Annotated in this window: 15 protein-coding genes and 1 pseudogene; 6 read left to right on the plus strand and 10 right to left on the minus strand. The window is 60.3% G+C overall.

Going from position 1 to position 16,917, the window contains the following annotated elements; all coding sequences use genetic code 11:
- Both ACM6JM_RS01760 and ACM6JM_RS01765 read left to right on the plus strand, forming a co-directional pair.
- Entirely contained in the window at window positions 1–579 is a 579-nt protein-coding gene (locus ACM6JM_RS01760) for a hypothetical protein (RefSeq protein WP_085667806.1), read from the plus strand.
- A gap of 61 nt (window positions 580–640) precedes the next feature.
- Window positions 641–1,606, plus strand: a complete 966-nt coding sequence (locus ACM6JM_RS01765; protein ID WP_414881216.1) for a diguanylate cyclase domain-containing protein — start codon at window positions 641–643, stop codon at window positions 1,604–1,606.
- Window positions 1,607–1,657: 51 nt separating this feature from the next.
- Here ACM6JM_RS01765 and ACM6JM_RS01770 read toward each other — a convergent pair.
- Window positions 1,658–1,732: pseudogene (locus tag ACM6JM_RS01770) on the minus strand (glyoxalase); the annotation flags it as partial.
- Between the two features lie 223 nt (window positions 1,733–1,955).
- Between ACM6JM_RS01770 and ACM6JM_RS01775 the strand changes: the two are divergent.
- Window positions 1,956–3,185 carry a hypothetical protein gene (locus ACM6JM_RS01775; protein WP_414881217.1) on the plus strand — a complete coding sequence of 410 codons (1,230 nt, stop codon included), beginning with the start codon at window positions 1,956–1,958 and terminating at the stop codon, window positions 3,183–3,185.
- Between the two features lie 241 nt (window positions 3,186–3,426).
- On the opposite strand, the gene fabI is transcribed toward ACM6JM_RS01775, so the two are convergent.
- The 8 genes from fabI to gloB all read right to left on the minus strand — a co-directional run bounded on the left by fabI (window position 3,427) and on the right by gloB (window position 14,140).
- Entirely contained in the window at window positions 3,427–4,221 is a 795-nt protein-coding gene (fabI, locus tag ACM6JM_RS01780; RefSeq protein WP_003202751.1) for an enoyl-ACP reductase FabI, read from the minus strand.
- 19 nt (window positions 4,222–4,240) lie between these two features.
- Complete coding sequence (locus ACM6JM_RS01785) at window positions 4,241–5,851, minus strand: ABC transporter ATP-binding protein (RefSeq protein ID WP_039770818.1); 1,611 nt, start codon at window positions 5,849–5,851, stop codon at window positions 4,241–4,243.
- Between the two features lies 1 nt (window position 5,852).
- The gene (locus ACM6JM_RS01790; protein ID WP_007956945.1) at window positions 5,853–6,872 is read right to left on the minus strand and encodes an ABC transporter permease; all 1,020 of its coding nucleotides are present in this window, start codon (window positions 6,870–6,872) and stop codon (window positions 5,853–5,855) included.
- Between the two features lies 1 nt (window position 6,873).
- Window positions 6,874–7,947 (minus strand): microcin C ABC transporter permease YejB, encoded by a 1,074-nt coding sequence (locus tag ACM6JM_RS01795; protein WP_289205072.1) that lies wholly within the window; start codon window positions 7,945–7,947, stop codon window positions 6,874–6,876.
- A 4-nt stretch (window positions 7,948–7,951) separates the two neighbouring features.
- Window positions 7,952–9,793, minus strand: coding sequence for an extracellular solute-binding protein (locus ACM6JM_RS01800; protein ID WP_414881218.1), 1,842 nt, complete (start codon window positions 9,791–9,793; stop codon window positions 7,952–7,954).
- Window positions 9,790–11,622, minus strand: a complete 1,833-nt coding sequence (locus ACM6JM_RS01805; protein ID WP_163974731.1) for an extracellular solute-binding protein — start codon at window positions 11,620–11,622, stop codon at window positions 9,790–9,792. Before ACM6JM_RS01805 ends, ACM6JM_RS01800 begins: the two co-directional genes overlap by 4 nt.
- A 175-nt stretch (window positions 11,623–11,797) precedes the next feature.
- Window positions 11,798–13,273: a transglycosylase SLT domain-containing protein gene (locus ACM6JM_RS01810; RefSeq protein WP_039770809.1), complete on the minus strand. Its 1,476-nt coding sequence runs from the start codon at window positions 13,271–13,273 to the stop codon at window positions 11,798–11,800.
- 99 nt (window positions 13,274–13,372) lie between these two features.
- A complete protein-coding gene (gene gloB, locus ACM6JM_RS01815; RefSeq protein WP_039770970.1) occupies window positions 13,373–14,140 on the minus strand; it encodes a hydroxyacylglutathione hydrolase in 768 nt (255 codons plus the stop codon).
- Window positions 14,141–14,205: 65 nt separating this feature from the next.
- On the opposite strand from gloB, the gene ACM6JM_RS01820 reads away from it, so the two are divergent.
- Both ACM6JM_RS01820 and rnhA read left to right on the plus strand, forming a co-directional pair.
- The gene (locus ACM6JM_RS01820) at window positions 14,206–14,964 is read left to right on the plus strand and encodes a methyltransferase domain-containing protein (protein WP_011333614.1); all 759 of its coding nucleotides are present in this window, start codon (window positions 14,206–14,208) and stop codon (window positions 14,962–14,964) included.
- A gap of 92 nt (window positions 14,965–15,056) precedes the next feature.
- The gene (gene rnhA / locus ACM6JM_RS01825) at window positions 15,057–15,518 is read left to right on the plus strand and encodes a ribonuclease HI (RefSeq protein WP_039770807.1); all 462 of its coding nucleotides are present in this window, start codon (window positions 15,057–15,059) and stop codon (window positions 15,516–15,518) included.
- Here the strand turns inward: rnhA and ACM6JM_RS01830 are convergent, their stop codons facing one another.
- Complete coding sequence (locus tag ACM6JM_RS01830) at window positions 15,519–15,824, minus strand: DUF2388 domain-containing protein (protein WP_052266592.1); 306 nt, start codon at window positions 15,822–15,824, stop codon at window positions 15,519–15,521.
- Window positions 15,825–16,012: 188 nt separating this feature from the next.
- Between ACM6JM_RS01830 and dnaQ the strand changes: the two genes are divergently transcribed.
- A complete protein-coding gene (gene dnaQ / locus ACM6JM_RS01835; RefSeq protein ID WP_039770804.1) occupies window positions 16,013–16,771 on the plus strand; it encodes a DNA polymerase III subunit epsilon in 759 nt (252 codons plus the stop codon).
- Window positions 16,772–16,917 lie beyond the last annotated feature (146 nt).

The raw sequence follows: 16,917 nt of genomic DNA on the forward strand, positions 1-16,917 counted from the left end.
ATGAAACGACATCTGTTGTTGGGCACGGTGATTCTGCTTGGGCTGGGCGGTTACGCGTCGGATCTGTTTGCCGACGATCAGGAAGCCTTGAAAGCTTTCGGCACGGTGCAGAAAGTCTTCCAGAGCCCGCGCTGCCAGAATTGTCACATTCCCGGCGATTCGCCGTTGCAGTTCGACGCCGGCATCCCCCACGCGATGAACGTGGTACGCGGCATGGACGGCAAGGGCGCCGCCGGTTTGCCCTGCGCCACCTGCCACGCTGAAAGCAATCCGCCGGCCAGTTACGGCCCCCATGCGCCACCGGGCGCGCCGCACTGGAGCCTGCCGCCGGCCGCCCACAAAATGGCCTGGATCGGTCTGCCGCCGGATCGTTTGTGCGCAATGATCAAGGATCGCGCCAGCAACGGTGACCGGGATTTCGCCGCGCTGATCAAACACGTCAGCGAGGACAAACTGGTGCTCTGGGGCTGGAATCCCGGGGCAGGGCGCGCGCCGGTGCCGGTGCCGCACGATATCTTCGTGACCCAGTTCAAGCTTTGGGCCGATGCAGGCGGGCCGTGTCCGGTGGCCGGCGGATGAGAGGTTGAGTCATCGCTGATTCGGGCTACGCTCAACTGCATCGACGACAAAGGAGTGTGTGATGCTGGTACCCGGCAAACCTGCCAATGAAGCTGTCCGAGTTCAAGTACTGCAAGATTTGAAATTGCTCGATTCCGCACCGGAAGAGCGCTTCGACCGGCTGACGCGACTGGCCAAGCGGCTGTTCAACGTGCCGATCGCGCTGGTCACGCTGGTGGACAAGGATCGACAATGGTTCAAGTCCTGCGTGGGCCTGGGCGTCACTGAAACCCCACGGGATGTCTCGTTCTGCGCTCATGCGATTCTTCAGGACGAGCTGCTGCTGGTGCCCGACGCCCGCGAGGACGAGCGCTTTCACGATAATCCGCTGGTGATCGGTGATCCGAACATCCGCTTCTACGCCGGGTATCCGCTGACCGTGCCCAACGGCAACAAGATGGGCACCTTGTGCCTGATCGACACCCGGCCCCGTGACCTCGACGAAGAGGAGCGCGCCCTGTTGCGCGATCTGGCCGGCATGGCCGAGCAGGAACTGATGGCCGTGCAGATGGCGAGCATGGACGAGCTGACGCTGCTGTCCAACCGTCGCGGCTTCAAGATGCTCGCCCAGCACGCGCTGGACGCCTGCGCGCGGCTGGAAAGACCGGCGACGCTGCTGTTTTTCGACCTCAATGATTTCAAGCAGATCAACGACCTTTATGGCCATGCCGAGGGCGACAGCGCGCTCAAGACTTTCGCCGATGTGCTGCGCATCGCCTTTCGCGAGAGCGATGTGGTGGGACGGCTGGGCGGTGATGAGTTCGTGGCGTTGCTGACCGGGTCGAGCCATGTCGAAACCACGGCGATCATGGCGAGACTCAAGGAAATCCTCGAAGAGCGCAATGCCACGTTGCACCGCGGCTACGCGATTCGCTTCAGCGTCGGCCAGATCGAATACAACCCGCAGCGCCATGACACCGTGGATAAGCTGTTGGCGGACGCGGATGAGGCGATGTATGCGCACAAGCAGGCTTTGAAGCGTTGTTAGTGCTGGCGTCATCGCAAGCAGGCTCGCTCCCACAGCAGGCTTATTTCAAGTTGTATGCGCGGCTTCCTGCGAGGCGTTCTCCGGCGCCAGGTGAATCACCAATTGATGAGCAAAGAAATTGAAGTCGGCAGGTGTTTGAAAATTGTCTGCACGCAGAAGACTGGCGCCTCAATAGTCGGATGGCCGGTGGATTGCATTGCTATTCAACGAAAGTCAACTGGCATATTTGACAGTGGTTTTTGGCAAGGATCAAAGCTAAGGTCGGTATGGTCAAATTGAACATTCCGCGTTGTAGGGAGAGCGCTCTCGCTATATCTCAGGCAGGAATATAGCCGCTGAGGGAGTTGCCATGAATGTGCCCATCAATTCACAGCAGACATCTGGAGAGTTAGACGTACTTTTTGCCAATCAGGGAAAAATAGAGGCAGGTGAGGGGGCATGTTTCAGTGTCGCAAACATAGGCACAGACAAGCTGCTTTATGTAATCAGTGCCGACAATAATTCAGTGCGGATAAACCAAGCCAGGGCTGACGGTTCCGACGACCCTGTGTTCACCTCTTTCGACTGGTCATTCCTTAAAACTGGAAATTGTGCGGCGTCCAGCATTCTGATTCAACCCGACGGCAAGTTCCTGGTCGTAGGTGAAGTCGGCCCAAGTTTTGGCAGGTTGGCAGCGATTTCACGATTCAATTCTTCAGGAAGCTCGGATCTGGTTTTCGGAACAAAGAACTTTCCTTTGCCTGTTGATCCTCTTCCTCCAGGTCATAGCGTTGTCACTGATATTGCAGAGGGATGCATTCTTGCCGACGGGGTAGTCTTGCTGGTGCAAAGTTTCACTGAGGCTGATTCGGCTGGCGGAACTGTTGATCGAGTGGGGGTTGTCCGCTGTTATGACACGGGTGGTAATCCTGATTTGAGCTTTGGCGTTGCCGGCAAACTTGAGGTGAGATTCAAAGGCGAGTACTCACAAGTCGAAGGCATCGCCGCGTTGCCGGATGGAGGATTTGTTCTGTTGGGATCAATCAAACGTATATCTGACAACCAAATTCATTCCAGGGCTGTCCTGGCCAGCTATAACCGGGATGGAACACCGAAAACAACCTTCGCTGACAAGGGGGTCTGGGAATACGACCAAGAAAGTCAGTTCGGCAGGCTGGCGGTGAGCGGCAATAAAATTGTCATGAGTACTATGGTTGGTATCGCCAATGGTGAAAAACGCCTCGCGATCCTGCGATTCGAGCGTAACGGCGTGCTTGATCCGACCTTCAACAATGGTGCGCCTCGTTTGGTGGATCTGGACCCGAGATACATTGTCATTGGAGGTGTTGTTGTGCAGGCGGATGAAAAGATTGTTGTAACGGGACATTCAGGTGCTCGTGGCTCACAGATGTATTGTTTGCGACTTCTTGAAAATGGGCAGCCCGATACCGGGTTCGGTAACGGTGGCATTGCTCAGCGGCTCGAGGGGCGTATGCGCGACTGCGTTATTCAAAACAATACCAGCCGAATCATTATTGCCACCGATGAACACTCATCGGATGGCACACCGGAAGCAAAAGTGTTTGGTGTTTTAGGTTGATTGTTTCGTGTTCCAAGGCCTGCTCGACCAGAGAGGGGTCAAGCAACGAGTCCAATCCCTAGAGGGAATCGGGAGTCGAGACGAAGTTGTGGGTCAGCTCCAATGCCCGAGCCAAACGCATAAAAAAATCCGATGCCTATTCAGGCATCGGATTTTGATTTCTTGCGGCCAAGGGTCAAGCAACGAGGCTTAACTGATTGGCATTCGCCAGAGCAGGCGGTTTTTATCGCCTAGCCGAAGATCACTCTTCAATGTTGCCCATGGCGGTGGTGTTGAAGCCGCCGTCCACGTACATGATTTCACCGCTGATGCCCGACGCCAGGTCGGAGCACAGGAAGGCGCCGGCGTTGCCGACTTCTTCGATGGTGACGTTGCGGCGCAGCGGGGTTTGCGCTTCGTTGGCGGCCAGCATCTTGCGGAAGTTCTTGATGCCGGAAGCGGCCAGGGTGCGGATCGGGCCGGCCGATACGCAGTTGACGCGGGTGCCGTCCGGGCCCAGGGAGCCGGCCAGGTAACGCACGCCGGCTTCCAGCGAAGCCTTGGCCATGCCCATCACGTTGTAGTTCGGCATGGTGCGCTCGGCGCCCAGGTAGGACAGGGTCAGCAGGCTGCCGTTGCGGCCTTTCATCATTTCGCGACCGGCTTTGGCCAGGGCCACGAAGCTGTAGGCGCTGATGTCGTGAGCGATGCGGAAGCCTTCACGGGTGGTGGCTTCGGTGAAGTCGCCGTCCAGTTGGTCGCCCGGGGCGAAGCCGACGGAGTGCACGATGCAGTCCAGGCCGTCCCACTTCTTGCTCAGTTCTTCGAAGACCTTGGCGATTTCTTCATCGCTGGCCACGTCGCACGGGAAGCACAGCTCAGGGCTCGAACCCCAGCCCTGTGCGAACTCTTCGACGCGACCTTTCAGTTTGTCGTTCTGATAAGTGAAGGCAAGCTCAGCGCCCTCGCGATGCATGGCGGCAGCGATGCCGGATGCGATGGACAGCTTGCTGGCGACACCGACGATCAGTACGCGCTTACCGGCGAGAAAACCCATGTGTTGCTCCTCTTTCAGGTTATTGCGCAGTAGCTGGTGCCAGGAAAGCGGCCTCCAGCAACTGCTGTGTATACGGATGTTGGGGGGCGGCAAAGATACTTTGCGCGTCTCCCTGTTCGACCACTTGGCCATGCTTGACCACCATCAACTGGTGGCTCAGCGCTTTGACGACAGCCAGGTCATGGCTGATGAACAAATACGTCAGGTTGTACTTGGCTTGCAGTGAACGCAACAGCTCCACCACTTGCCGCTGCACCGTCCGGTCGAGGGCCGAAGTCGGCTCGTCCAGCAGGATCAGCGCCGGTTTGAGCACCAGGGCCCGGGCAATGGCGATACGCTGCCGCTGCCCACCGGAAAATTCGTGGGGGTAGCGGTGCCGGGTTTCCGGATCCAGACCTACCTCCTTCAATGCCGCAATAATTGCCGCTTCCTGCTCGGCGGCGGTGCCCATCCTGTGGATCCGCAGGCCTTCGCCAACGATGTCATTCACGCACATCCGCGGGCTCAGGCTGCCAAACGGATCCTGAAACACCACCTGCATCTCCCGGCGCAACGGCCGGACTTCGCTTTGCGTCAGGCAGTCTAGCTGCTTGCCCTCAAAACGGATCCCGCCCTGGCTGCCGATCAATCGCAGGATCGCCAGACCCAGGGTGGATTTACCGGAACCGCTTTCCCCCACGATCCCCAGGGTCTGACCCTGGGGCAGGCTGAAATTGATGCCGTCCACTGCCTTGACGTGATCCACCGTGCGCTTGAGCAGGCCTTTCTTGATCGGGAACCAGACTTTCAGATCCTCGACCTCAAGCAGCGGCGCCCCGATTTTATTGCTCGCCGGGCCTCCGCTGGGCTCCGCGCCAAGCAGTTCCCGAGTGTACGGATGCTGCGGCGAACGGAACAGCTCTTCGCACGATGCCTGTTCGACGATGCAACCGCGCTGCATGACACATACACGATGCGCAATTCTTCGCACGAGGTTCAAATCGTGACTGATCAGTAACAGCGCCATGCCCAATCGAGCCTGCAATTCCTTGAGCAGGTCGAGGATTTTCAGCTGAACGGTCACGTCCAGCGCAGTGGTCGGTTCGTCGGCAATCAGCAGTTCCGGCTCGTTGGCCAAGGCCATGGCGATCATCACCCGCTGACGCTGGCCGCCAGACAATTCGTGGGGCAGGGCCTTGAGGCGCTTGTGCGGCTCGGGGATGCCGACCATCTCCAGCAACTCCAGCGTACGCTTGGTCGCGACCTTGCCGGTCAGGCCCTTGTGGATGCCCAGCACCTCGTTGATCTGCTTCTCGATCGAGTGCAGCGGGTTTAGCGAGGTCATCGGCTCCTGAAAAATCATCGCGATCCGGTTGCCACGGATATGACGAATGGTCTTTTCACTCAGCTCCAGCAGGTTCTGCCCGGAATAATTGATGCTGCCGGCCGGATGCCGCGCCAGCGGGTAGGGCAGCAGGCGCAGGATCGAATGCGCCGTAACCGACTTGCCCGAGCCTGACTCGCCCACCAGCGCCAGGGTTTCGCCGCGCTTGATGTCGAAACTCACGCCTTCGACCACCCGTTGCACGCGATCACCGATGCCGAATTCGACGGCCAGGTCGCGGATTTCGATCAGATTGTCCTGATTCATGTCACTTCCTCGGGTCGAAGGCATCGCGAGCGGACTCGCCGATGAACACCAGCAAACTCAACATCAGCGCCAGCACCGCAAACGCGCTCATGCCCAGCCACGGCGCCTGCAGGTTGGATTTGCCCTGGGCCACCAGTTCACCCAGCGACGGACTGCCGGCCGGCAAGCCGAAACCGAGGAAGTCCAGGGCGGTGAGTGTGCCGATGGCGCCGGTCAGGATGAACGGCATGAAGGTCATGGTCGAAACCATCGCGTTAGGCAGGATGTGGCGGAACATGATCGCGCCGTTCTGCATGCCCAGCGCCCGGGCCGCACGCACGTATTCGAGGTTGCGCCCGCGCAGGAACTCCGCGCGCACCACGTCCACCAGGCTCATCCACGAGAACAGCAGCATGATGCCCAGCAGCCACCAGAAGTTCGGCTGGACGAAACTGGCGAGGATGATCAGCAGGTACAACACCGGCAAGCCCGACCAGATCTCCAGAAAGCGCTGGCCGGCCAGATCGACCCAGCCGCCATAGAAGCCCTGCAAGGCGCCGGCGATCACGCCGATGATTGAGCTGAGCACGGTCAGGGTCAGGGCGAACAGCACCGACACCCGGAAGCCGTAGATCACTCGCGCCAGCACATCGCGGCCCTGATCGTCGGTGCCCAGCAGGTTGTCCGCCGACGGCGGCGCGGGGGCCGGGACTTTCAGGTCGTAGTTGATGCTCTGGTAGCTGAACGGAATCGGCGCCCACAGCACCCACGCGTCCTTGGCCTTGAGCAGTTCGCGGATGTACGGGCTCTTGTAGTTGGCTTCCAGCGGGAATTCGCCGCCGAAGGTGGTTTCCGGGTAGCGCTTGATCGCCGGGAAATACCAGTTGTTGTCGTAATGCACCACCAGCGGCTTGTCGTTGGCGATCAGCTCGGCACCGAGGCTCAGGCCGAACAGGATCAGGAACAGCCACAGCGACCACCAGCCACGCTTGTTGGCCTTGAACAGTTCGAAGCGCCGGCGGTTGAGAGGGGACAGGTTCATCTCAATGCTCCCGGCTGGCAAAGTCGATACGCGGATCGACCAGGGTGTAGGTGAGGTCGCCGATCAGTTTCACCACCAGCCCCAGCAGGGTGAAGATGAACAGGGTGCCGAAAACCACCGGGTAGTCGCGGTTGATCGCCGCTTCAAAGCTCATCAGGCCGAGGCCGTCGAGGGAGAAGATCACTTCCACCAGCAGGGAACCTGTGAAGAAGATGCCGATGAACGCCGACGGGAACCCGGCGATCACCAGCAGCATTGCGTTGCGGAACACGTGGCCGTAGAGCACGCGATTGCGGGTCAGGCCCTTGGCCTTGGCGGTGACCACGTACTGTTTGTTGATTTCGTCGAGGAAGCTGTTTTTGGTCAGCAAAGTCATGGTCGCGAAGTTGCCGATCACCAGCGCCGTCACCGGCAGCGCCAGGTGCCAGAAGTAATCGAGGACCTTGCCGCCCAGGCTCAGCTCATCGAAGTTGTTCGAGGTCAGGCCGCGTAAAGGAAACCAGTCCAGATAACTGCCACCGGCAAACACCACGATCAGCAGAATCGCAAACAGGAACGCCGGAATCGCATAACCGACGATGATCGCCGAACTGGTCCAGACGTCGAAATGACTGCCGTGCCGCGTGGCCTTGGCGATCCCCAGCGGGATCGACACCAGGTACATGATCAGCGTGCTCCACAGCCCGAGGGAGATCGATACCGGCATCTTCTCCTTGATCAGGTCGATGACCTTGGCGTCGCGGAAAAAACTGTCGCCGAAATCCAGCCGGGCGTAGTTCTTGACCATGATCCACAGACGTTCCGGGGCCGATTTGTCGAACCCGTACATCTTCTCGATTTCCTTGATCAGCGCCGGGTCCAGGCCCTGCGCTCCGCGATAGGAGGAGCCGGCCACCGACACTTCGGCACCGCCGCCGGCGATGCGGCTGGTGGCGCCTTCGAAACCTTCGAGCTTGGCGATCATCTGCTCCACCGGCCCGCCGGGCGCGGCCTGGATGATCACGAAGTTGATCAGCAGAATGCCGAACAGGGTCGGGATGATCAGCAGCAGTCGCCGAAAAATGTACGCCAGCATCTGATTACTCCGTGCCCACAGGGTCGGCTTGCAGTTGGGTTTCGACTTCTACCGCAGGTTTCGCATCGGGTTTGATCCACCAGGTGTTAATGCCGATGTCGTACTTGGGGGAGACTTTCGGGTGGCCGATGTGGTTCCAGTACGCCACGCGCCAGGTCTTGATGTGCCAGTTCGGGATCACGTAGTAGCCCCATTGCAACACACGGTCCAGAGCGCGGGCGTGGGCCACCAGGCTTTTGCGCGAGTCGGCGTTGATCAGGTTTTCCACCAGATGATCGACCACCGGGTCCTTGAGGCCCATCGAGTTGCGGCTGCTGGACTTGTCGGCGGCGGCGCTCATCCAGAACTCGCGCTGTTCGTTACCCGGCGAGTTGGACTGCGGGAAGCTGCCGACGATCATGTCGAAATCCCGCGAACGCACGCGATTGACGTATTGCGAGACGTCGACGCGGCGGATCACCAGATCGATGCCCAGATCGCTGAGGTTGCGCTTGAACGGCAACAACACGCGCTCGAATTCGGTTTGCGCCAGCAGGAATTCGATGGCTACCGGTTTGCCAGTGGCGTCGACCATTTTGTCGTCGACGATTTTCCAGCCGGCCTCTTGCAGCAGTTGATACGCCTCGCGCTGTTGCGTGCGGATCATGCCGCTGGCGTCGGTTTTCGGATTCTCGAAGGCTTCGCTGAACACCTGCGCCGGCAGCTGGCTGCGGAACGGATCGAGGATTGCCACCTGTTCTGCATCCGGCAGGCCGGTGGCGGCCATTTCCGAGTTTTCAAAGTAGCTGCGGGTGCGCGCATAAGCGCCGTTGAACAATTGCTTGTTGGTCCATTCGAAGTCGAACAGCAGGGCGAGGGCCTGTCGTACCCGCACGTCCTGAAACACCGGACGGCGAAGATTGAAGACGAAGCCCTGCATGCCGGTCGGGTTGCTGTTGGCAATCTGTTCCTTGATCAGCCGCCCTTCGGTCACTGCCGGCACGTTGTAGGCGTTAGCCCAGTTTTTCGCGGCCATTTCCAGCCAGTAATCGAACTGCCCGGCTTTCAACGCTTCCAGCGCGACGGTGTTGTCGCGGTAATAGTCGGTGGTCATTACGTCGAAGTTGTAGAAACCGCGATTGACCGGCAAATCCTTGCCCCAGTAGTCCTTGACCCGCTCGTAACGCACCGAACGCCCGGCCTTCACTTGGGTGACCTTGTACGGGCCGCTGCCAAGAGGAATTTCCAGGTTGCCCTTGTTGAAATCACGCTCGGCCCACCAATGTTTGGGCAGAACCGGCAACTGGCCGAGGATCAGCGGCAGTTCGCGGTTGTTGGTGTGCTTGAACTTGAACAGCACCTTGAGCGGATCTTCGGCGATTACCTCCTCAACGTCGGCGTAGTAACCGCGATACATCGGCGCGCCTTCCTTGGTCAGGGTCTGGAAGCTGAACACCACGTCGTCGGCGCGTACCGGGTGGCCGTCGTGAAACTTCGCTTCGGGACGCAGGTAGAAGCGTACCCAGCTGTTGTCCGGGGCTTTTTCGATCTTGCTGGCGATCAGGCCGTATTCGGTGAACGGCTCGTCGAGGCCCTGTTTGGCCAGGGTGTCGTAGATCAGGCCGATATCGTCCGCCGCCACGCCTTTGCTGATGAACGGATTGAGGCTGTCGAAACCGCCGAAGCCGGCCTGGCGGAAGATTCCGCCCTTGGGCGCGTCGGGGTTCACGTAATCGAAGTGTTTGAAGTCGGCGGGGTATTTCGGCGGCTCGTTGTACAGGGTCACGGCGTGTTGCGGGGCGGCACAGGCCAGCCCGGCGAACAGCAGACCGCTGGCCTGCACGAGCAGGGCGCGGATAGGCTTCATCGATCTTTCTCCGAAGATTTCAGCCACCACGCGCTCAGGCCCAGGGTGTAGGGCGGCGTAGTGACGAAGGCGAACCGGTTGCGGTACGCCAGACGGTGATAATTGAGGTACCAGTTGGGAATGCTGTAGTGCTGCCAGAGCAGCACGCGGTCCAGCGCCTTGCCGGCGGCGACTTGTTCGTCGCGGGTTTGCGCGGCGAGCAAGTGTTCAAGCAGATGATCGACCACCGGATTGGCGATGCCCGCGTAATTCTTGCTGCCCTTGACGTTTACCTGGCTGGAGTGGAAGTACTGCCATTGTTCCAGGCCCGGGCTTAAGGTCTGGCCTAGCGTCATCGAGATCATGTCGAAATCAAATTGATCGAGGCGCTGTTTGTACTGCGCGCGATCGACGGTGCGCAGACGCGCCTCGATGCCGATACTGTTGAGGTTCTCGATGTACGGCTGATAGAGACGCTCCAGGCTGGGATTGACCAGCATTAGCTCGAAGCGCAGCGGCTGGCCGGCGGCGTTCTGCAGGCGCTGGCCGTTGAGCTTCCAGCCGGCCTCGGCCAGCAACGCCAGGGCTTTGCGCAGGGTTTCCCGGGGGATGCCGCGCCCGTCGGTCTGCGGCAGCGTGAACGGTTCGGTAAACAGGCGCGCCGGCAGTTGATCCTTGTACGGTTTGAGCATCAGCCATTCATGGCCGACCGGCAGGCCGACGGCGCTGAACTCGCTGTTGGGGTAGTAGCTGGTGGTGCGCTTGTAGGCCTCGCTGAACAAGGCGCGGTTGGTCCACTCGAAATCGAACATCAGGCCGAGGGCTTCGCGGGTCTTGACGTCAGCGAAGGTCGCGCGCCGGGTGTTCATGAACAGACCCTGGCTCTGGGTCGGGATCTGGTGCGGGATCTGCGCCTTGATCACGTCGCCACGGCGCACGGCCGGGAAGTTGTAGCCATTGGCCCAGTTCTTCGCCTGATGCTCGATATAGATGTCGAACTCGCCAGCCTTGAACGCTTCGAAGGCCACATCGCTGTCGCGGTAGAACTCGACTTCCATGCGATCGAAGTTGTATTTGCCGCGATTGACTGGCAGGTCCTTGCCCCAGTAGTCCTTGACTCGCTCGAATATCAACTGCCGCCCCGGCGTGACCGAGGTGATGCGGTAAGGCCCGCTGCCCAGTGGGGGCTCGAAGGTGGTGGCCTTGAAGTCGCGGCCCTTCCAGTAATGCTGGGGCAGCACCGGCAATTCACCGAGGCGCAGGATCAGCAACGGATTGCCGCTGCGCTTGAGCACAAACCGGATGCGCTGCGGGTTGAGGATGTCGACGCGCAGCACTTCCTGAAGGGCGGTGCGGTACAGCGGGTGACCTTCCTTGAGCAACAAGCGATAGGAGAACGCCACATCGTAAGCGGTGATCGGCGTGCCGTCGTGAAAGCGCGCTTGCGGGCGCAGGTTGAACACCACCCAGCTGCGATCTTCGCTGTACTCCACCGATTGGGCGATCAGTCCGTAACTGGAGGCCGGTTCGTCACCGGACGGCGCGTATTGCCCGGTGCCGACCATCAGCGGCTCGTTCAGCTCGTTGATGCCGTATTGCAGGAAATTCGCCGTGGTGACCGGGCTGGTGCCCTTGAAGGTGTAGGGGTTGAGCGTATCGAAGGTGCCAAACGCCATCACCCGCAACGTACCGCCCTTGGGCGCTTGCGGGTTGACCCAGTCGAAGTGGGTAAATCTGGCCGGGTACTTGAGCGTGCCGAACTGCGCATAACCGTGGCTTTCGGTGATCGTCGCGCTGACGGGGGAGCTCAAGGCCAGGCTGATCAGGAGCAGGAGGAGGGGACGCTTCAAGTCAGATCCGATCCAGGCGGCTTGGGCTTTGTGGGCCGTACAGTAACAGCTTGTATGGACAGGAAAAAGACAGGGGCTTAATGCGCGGTTAATTGTGGGAGCTGTCTGCGCCGATCTACGGAAATATCAAAAAATGACAGGCGAAAAAAAGCCCCTGAAATTCAGGGGCTCTTGGTCAGTGCGGCTGGTAGACCGTGAGCATCTGCCCAGGTTTGAGCGCCTTGCCGGCGCCCGGATTCCAGCGCTTGAGATGTTGCATCTCGACGTTGAAACGCTTGGCGACCACGTACAGTGTGTCGCCGCGTTTAACCTTGTACTGGGTCTGTTTACCGTCGTCCTTTTCTCTGATCTTGCTGCTGGTCTTGCTGTTGGCTGCGATGACGGTGTTGATGCGCCCGCCACTGCTGCGCGCCGGTGTGCGCTTGCTGGTGTCCTGCATGACCAGGGTCTGGCCGACCTTGAGGTTCTTGCCGGTCAGCTTGTTCCAGCGTTGCAGGTCCTTGACCTCGACCTTGTTGGCCTTGGCGATGGAACCGAGGTTGTCGCCACGCTTGACCCGATAAGCGCGCTTGGCCTGTGCGATCTCGCTCGGATCGGCGCCTTCGAACACCGGTTTCAGCGAACGCGGGCTGATCAGTTCGTCAGGGCGCATGGTCTGCAGGCTGGCGGTCAGCAGCTGCGCCTTCGAGGTCGGCACCAGCAGGTGCTGCGGGCCGTCGATGGTGGTGCGCTGCTTGAAGGCCGGGTTGAGCTGGAACAGCTCGTCTTCGTCGATGTTGGCCACCGCCGCGACCTTGGACAGGTCCATGCGCTGGTTGATTTCGACGACCTGGAAATACGGTTCGTTGGCGATCGGGTTGAGGTTCACGCCATAGGCTTCAGGCGTCAGGACCACTTGCGAGAGCGCCAGCAGTTTCGGCACGTAGGCTTGGGTTTCCGCTGGCAGCGGCAGGTTCCAGTAGTCGGTCGGCAGGCCGAGCTTTTCGTTGCGCTCGATGGCGCGGCTGACCGTGCCTTCGCCGGCGTTGTACGCGGCCAGTGCCAGCAACCAGTCACCGTTGAACATGTCGTGCAGGCGGGTCAGGTAGTCCATCGCTGCCGTGGTCGAGGCAGTAATGTCGCGACGGCCATCGTAGAAACGGGTCTGACGCAGGTTGAAATAGCGCCCGGTGGACGGGATGAACTGCCAGAGGCCCACCGCGTCGGCCCGGGAATAGGCCATCGGGTTGTAGGCGCTTTCGATGACCGGCAGCAGCGCCAGTTCCAGCGGCATGTTGCGTTCTTCGAGGCGCTCGACGATGTAATGAATGTAGAGGCTGCCGCGTTCGCCGGCGTTCTCGAGGAAGGAAGGGTTACTGGCGAACCACAGGCGCTGTTGCTCGATGCGCGGGTTCACGCCCAGACCTTCCTGCAGCTGGAAGCCACCGCGCATGCGCTCCCAGATGTCCTGAGGCACCTGCGGACTGGGCTTTTCCGACAACCAGATGGGCTTCTGCTTGGCTCGCGCAGCAATGTTCGGCGTATGTGTCGCTTCAGTCTGCGGAGCATGGCTGGAACAGCCCGCCAGTGTGGCGGACACCGCCACCGCGATGGCTTGCGCCAGGCGGGTCAATGCATCTGAATTGACGGACTTACGTATGGATGACGACATTGGCTGGAAGTAAGTTCCGGGCAAAAATGTCGGGCGATTCTAGAAAGCGCACCCCCTGCGGTCAACCATTCAGAATTTTTGGACCAGGCGGCGAGCCACTCAGAACGTATCTTTCCATGCCCGCAGAGCCGCAAAAACCTCACTCGGCGCCCGGTTTTGAGGGCCGTTCCGTTCGTCCACTTTTTGTGTAACCAATATTTCACCGGTGCGCAAAAACGGGTTTGTGAGCTTTTCCAGCGCAAGGGTCGAGGGCAGTGTCATCACGCCATTCGCACGTTGCTGGCTGACTTTTTCCAGACGGGCGGCGATGTCCCGGTTGCCCGGCTCCACGGCGGCGGCGAATTTCAGGTTGCTCAGGGTGTATTCGTGGGTGCAGTAGACCAGGGTGTCTTCCGGCAGCGCCGCCAGACGGCTTAACGACTGATGCATCTGTTGCGGCGTGCCTTCGAACAAACGGCCGCAGCCGGCAGCGAACAGGGTATCGCCACAGAACAGCAGGCCATGATGGTAGTAGGCGATGTGTCCCAGGGTGTGGCCGGGAACGGCATGGACGTCGAAGTCCCAGCCGAGCACGCGCACCGTGTCGTTGTCCTTGAGGGCCACGTCGCGCCCCGGAATGCTTTCGCTGGCCGGTCCGTAGACCGTGGCCCCGGTGGCCTTTTTCAGCGTCTCGACGCCGCCGACATGGTCGTGGTGATGGTGAGTGATGAGGATGTCGCCGAGCACCCAGCCCGGATGCGCGTCGAGCCACGCCTGCACGGGGGCGGCATCCCCCGGATCGACCACTGCGCAACGCTGGGTGGCATGATCCTGTAACAACCAGATGTAGTTGTCGGTGAAGGCGGGCAGGGCACTGATCTGTATCATCGTCGAATTCGCCAAGCGGGTAACATTGGCGCATCTTAGAGGTTCCTGGCGTGTTGGAGAATGCAATGATCGATAAAGCGTTCGCTCAGGCAGATCCTGACTGGCTCGCGCTGATCGGTGCAGCCCGTGAATGGCTGTCCGGCCCCCTCGGGCAATTTCTGCTGGACGAAGAACGGCGCATGCTCGAAGACGAGCTGGGCCGGTTCTTCGGCGGCTATCTGGTGCATTACGGCCCGTCCGCCGAAACGCCGCCGTCGGCGCCGCAGGTGCAGCGCAACGTGCGGCTGGGCGCGCCCTTGCCGGGCGTGGAAATCGTCTGCGAAGAACAGGCCTGGCCGTTGAGCGAGCACGCCGCCGATGTGGTGGTGTTGCAGCACGGCCTGGATTTCTGTCTGTCGCCCCACGGTCTTCTGCGAGAAGCGGCCAGCAGCGTGCGCCCCGGCGGGCATCTGCTGATTGTCGGCATCAACCCCTGGAGCACCTGGGGGCTGCGCCACGTGTTCGCCCATGACGCCTTGCATCAGGCGCGCTGTATCTCGCCGTCGCGGGTGGCGGACTGGCTCAACCTGCTGGGCTTCGCGCTGGAGAAACGCCGCTTCGGGTGCTATCGTCCGCCGCTCGCGTCACCCAAGTGGCAGGCCCGTCTGGCCGGCTGGGAACGCAAGGCCGGCGATTGGCAACTGTCGGGCGGCGGCTTCTATTTGCTGGTCGCGCGCAAGATCGTGGTCGGCCTGCGTCCGGTGCGTCAGGAACGCCGCGAGCCGATGGGCAAGCTGATTCCGCTGCCGATGGCCAAGGTCAACCGCCGACGCATCGAACCGTAAACCTTCTTTTATTTATGGCCGGGTATATCCCGGCCTTGGCCATCGTCGATCCGTGATCGGCGAGGCCACGCATTTTTTCTGGATAGACTGGCATGAGCGAAAGCGTCGATAGCGTAGAACTGTTCACTGACGGCGCCTGTAAAGGCAACCCCGGCCCCGGCGGCTGGGGCGCCTTGCTGGTGTGCAAGGGTGTTGAAAAGGAACTGTGGGGCGGCGAAGCCAACACCACCAACAACCGCATGGAGCTGCTCGGCGCGATTCGCGGCCTGGAAGCCCTCAAGCGTCCGTGCGAAGTGCTGCTGGTGACTGACTCGCAATACGTGATGAAAGGCATCAACGAGTGGATGGCCAACTGGAAGAAACGCGGCTGGAAAACCGCCGCCAAGGAGCCAGTCAAAAACGCTGACCTGTGGAAGGAGCTCGACGAGCAGGTCAATCGCCACAAGGTCACCTGGAAATGGGTCCGCGGCCACATCGGCCACCACGGCAACGAACGGGCTGACCAGTTGGCCAACCGTGGGGTGGATGAGGTTCGCGGTTACAAGCAGGATTGATCAAAGCATCAAAATGGCCTTGGCCAGTTGCAGGTCGGTATAGGGCTGACCTGGCAGCAGGCTGCGAATTCGCGTCAGCGCCGCTTCCATCTGTGCGCCGCGAATGTTCCCGTCGCTGGCAACGAACGCCGCCGCGTCATCCTTGGCCGCCAACACGATCTTGTCGTCCTTGAACGAACCGCTGGTGCCTTTGCTGGCGCTGAGCGTAAGGCTCATGGTGATGTCGGTGCTGATGACGAAACTGGTGGCGTGCGCCTCGGCCGTCAGCAGGCAGCCGCCGAGCATTAAAACGTATGCAGTCTTCATGACGCTCTCAATTCGCAGGAAACAAGGCGCGCACGCTAACAAGCCGGTTTGCCGCCGACTTTATGAACATTGCTAATGATTGTTAAAAACTGCATGAGCGCCGATCACCTGACGGCGCGCGACGTGTACCGCGAGCGTGTTAACATCGCCGCTTTTGCACGATTGACCCCGTTGAGAGCTGAACACTGATGGCCACCAGATCCGTTGTACTCGATACCGAAACCACCGGCATGCCAGTGACCGACGGCCACCGGATTATCGAAATCGGTTGTGTCGAGCTGATCGGTCGACGTCTGACGGGCCGGCACTTTCACGTTTACCTGCAACCGGATCGCGAGAGTGATGAAGGCGCGATCGCCGTTCACGGCATCACCAACGAATTCCTGGTAGGCAAGCCGCGTTTTGCCGAAGTGGCCGACGAATTTTTCGAGTTCATCAACGGCGCGCAGCTGATCATCCATAACGCGGCGTTCGACGTTGGCTTCATCAACAATGAATTCGCCCTGATGGGCCAGCAGGATCGCGCGGACATCACGCAGCACTGCACGATCCTCGACACCCTGATGATGGCCCGGGAACGTCACCCGGGTCAGCGCAACAGCCTCGATGCCCTGTGCAAACGCTACGGCGTCGACAACTCCGGCCGTGAGCTGCACGGCGCATTGCTCGACTCGGAGATTCTCGCCGACGTCTACCTGACCATGACCGGTGGCCAGACCAGCCTGTCGCTGGCCGGCAACGCCTCCGACGGCAATGGCACGGGCGAGGGCGCGGACAACTCGGCCACCGAAATCCGCCGTCTGCCGGCAGATCGCAAACCGGGGCGGATCATTCGCGCTACCGAAGCCGAGCTGGCCGAACACCAGGTGCGCCTGGAAATCATCGCCAAATCGGCCGGTGCCCCGGCGTTGTGGACTCAACTGCTGGAAGCCGAAGCTCAGGCGTAAGGCAAAAAAGGATCGCCCGAACATCCAGGCCGTGTTCAGGCGATCCTTTGTTTTTGGCAGTACTGACAACTGGCCACCCTCGCCACATCCGCTCCGACCCTCTACCCTGAGGACATTGGCAGATCACTCTCCGCCGCCTCAGGACA

The sequence above is a fragment of the Pseudomonas sp. IT-P2 genome, from assembly GCF_949767575.1.
In the GTDB taxonomy this organism is placed as follows: Bacteria; Pseudomonadota; Gammaproteobacteria; order Pseudomonadales; family Pseudomonadaceae; genus Aquipseudomonas; species Aquipseudomonas pharyngis.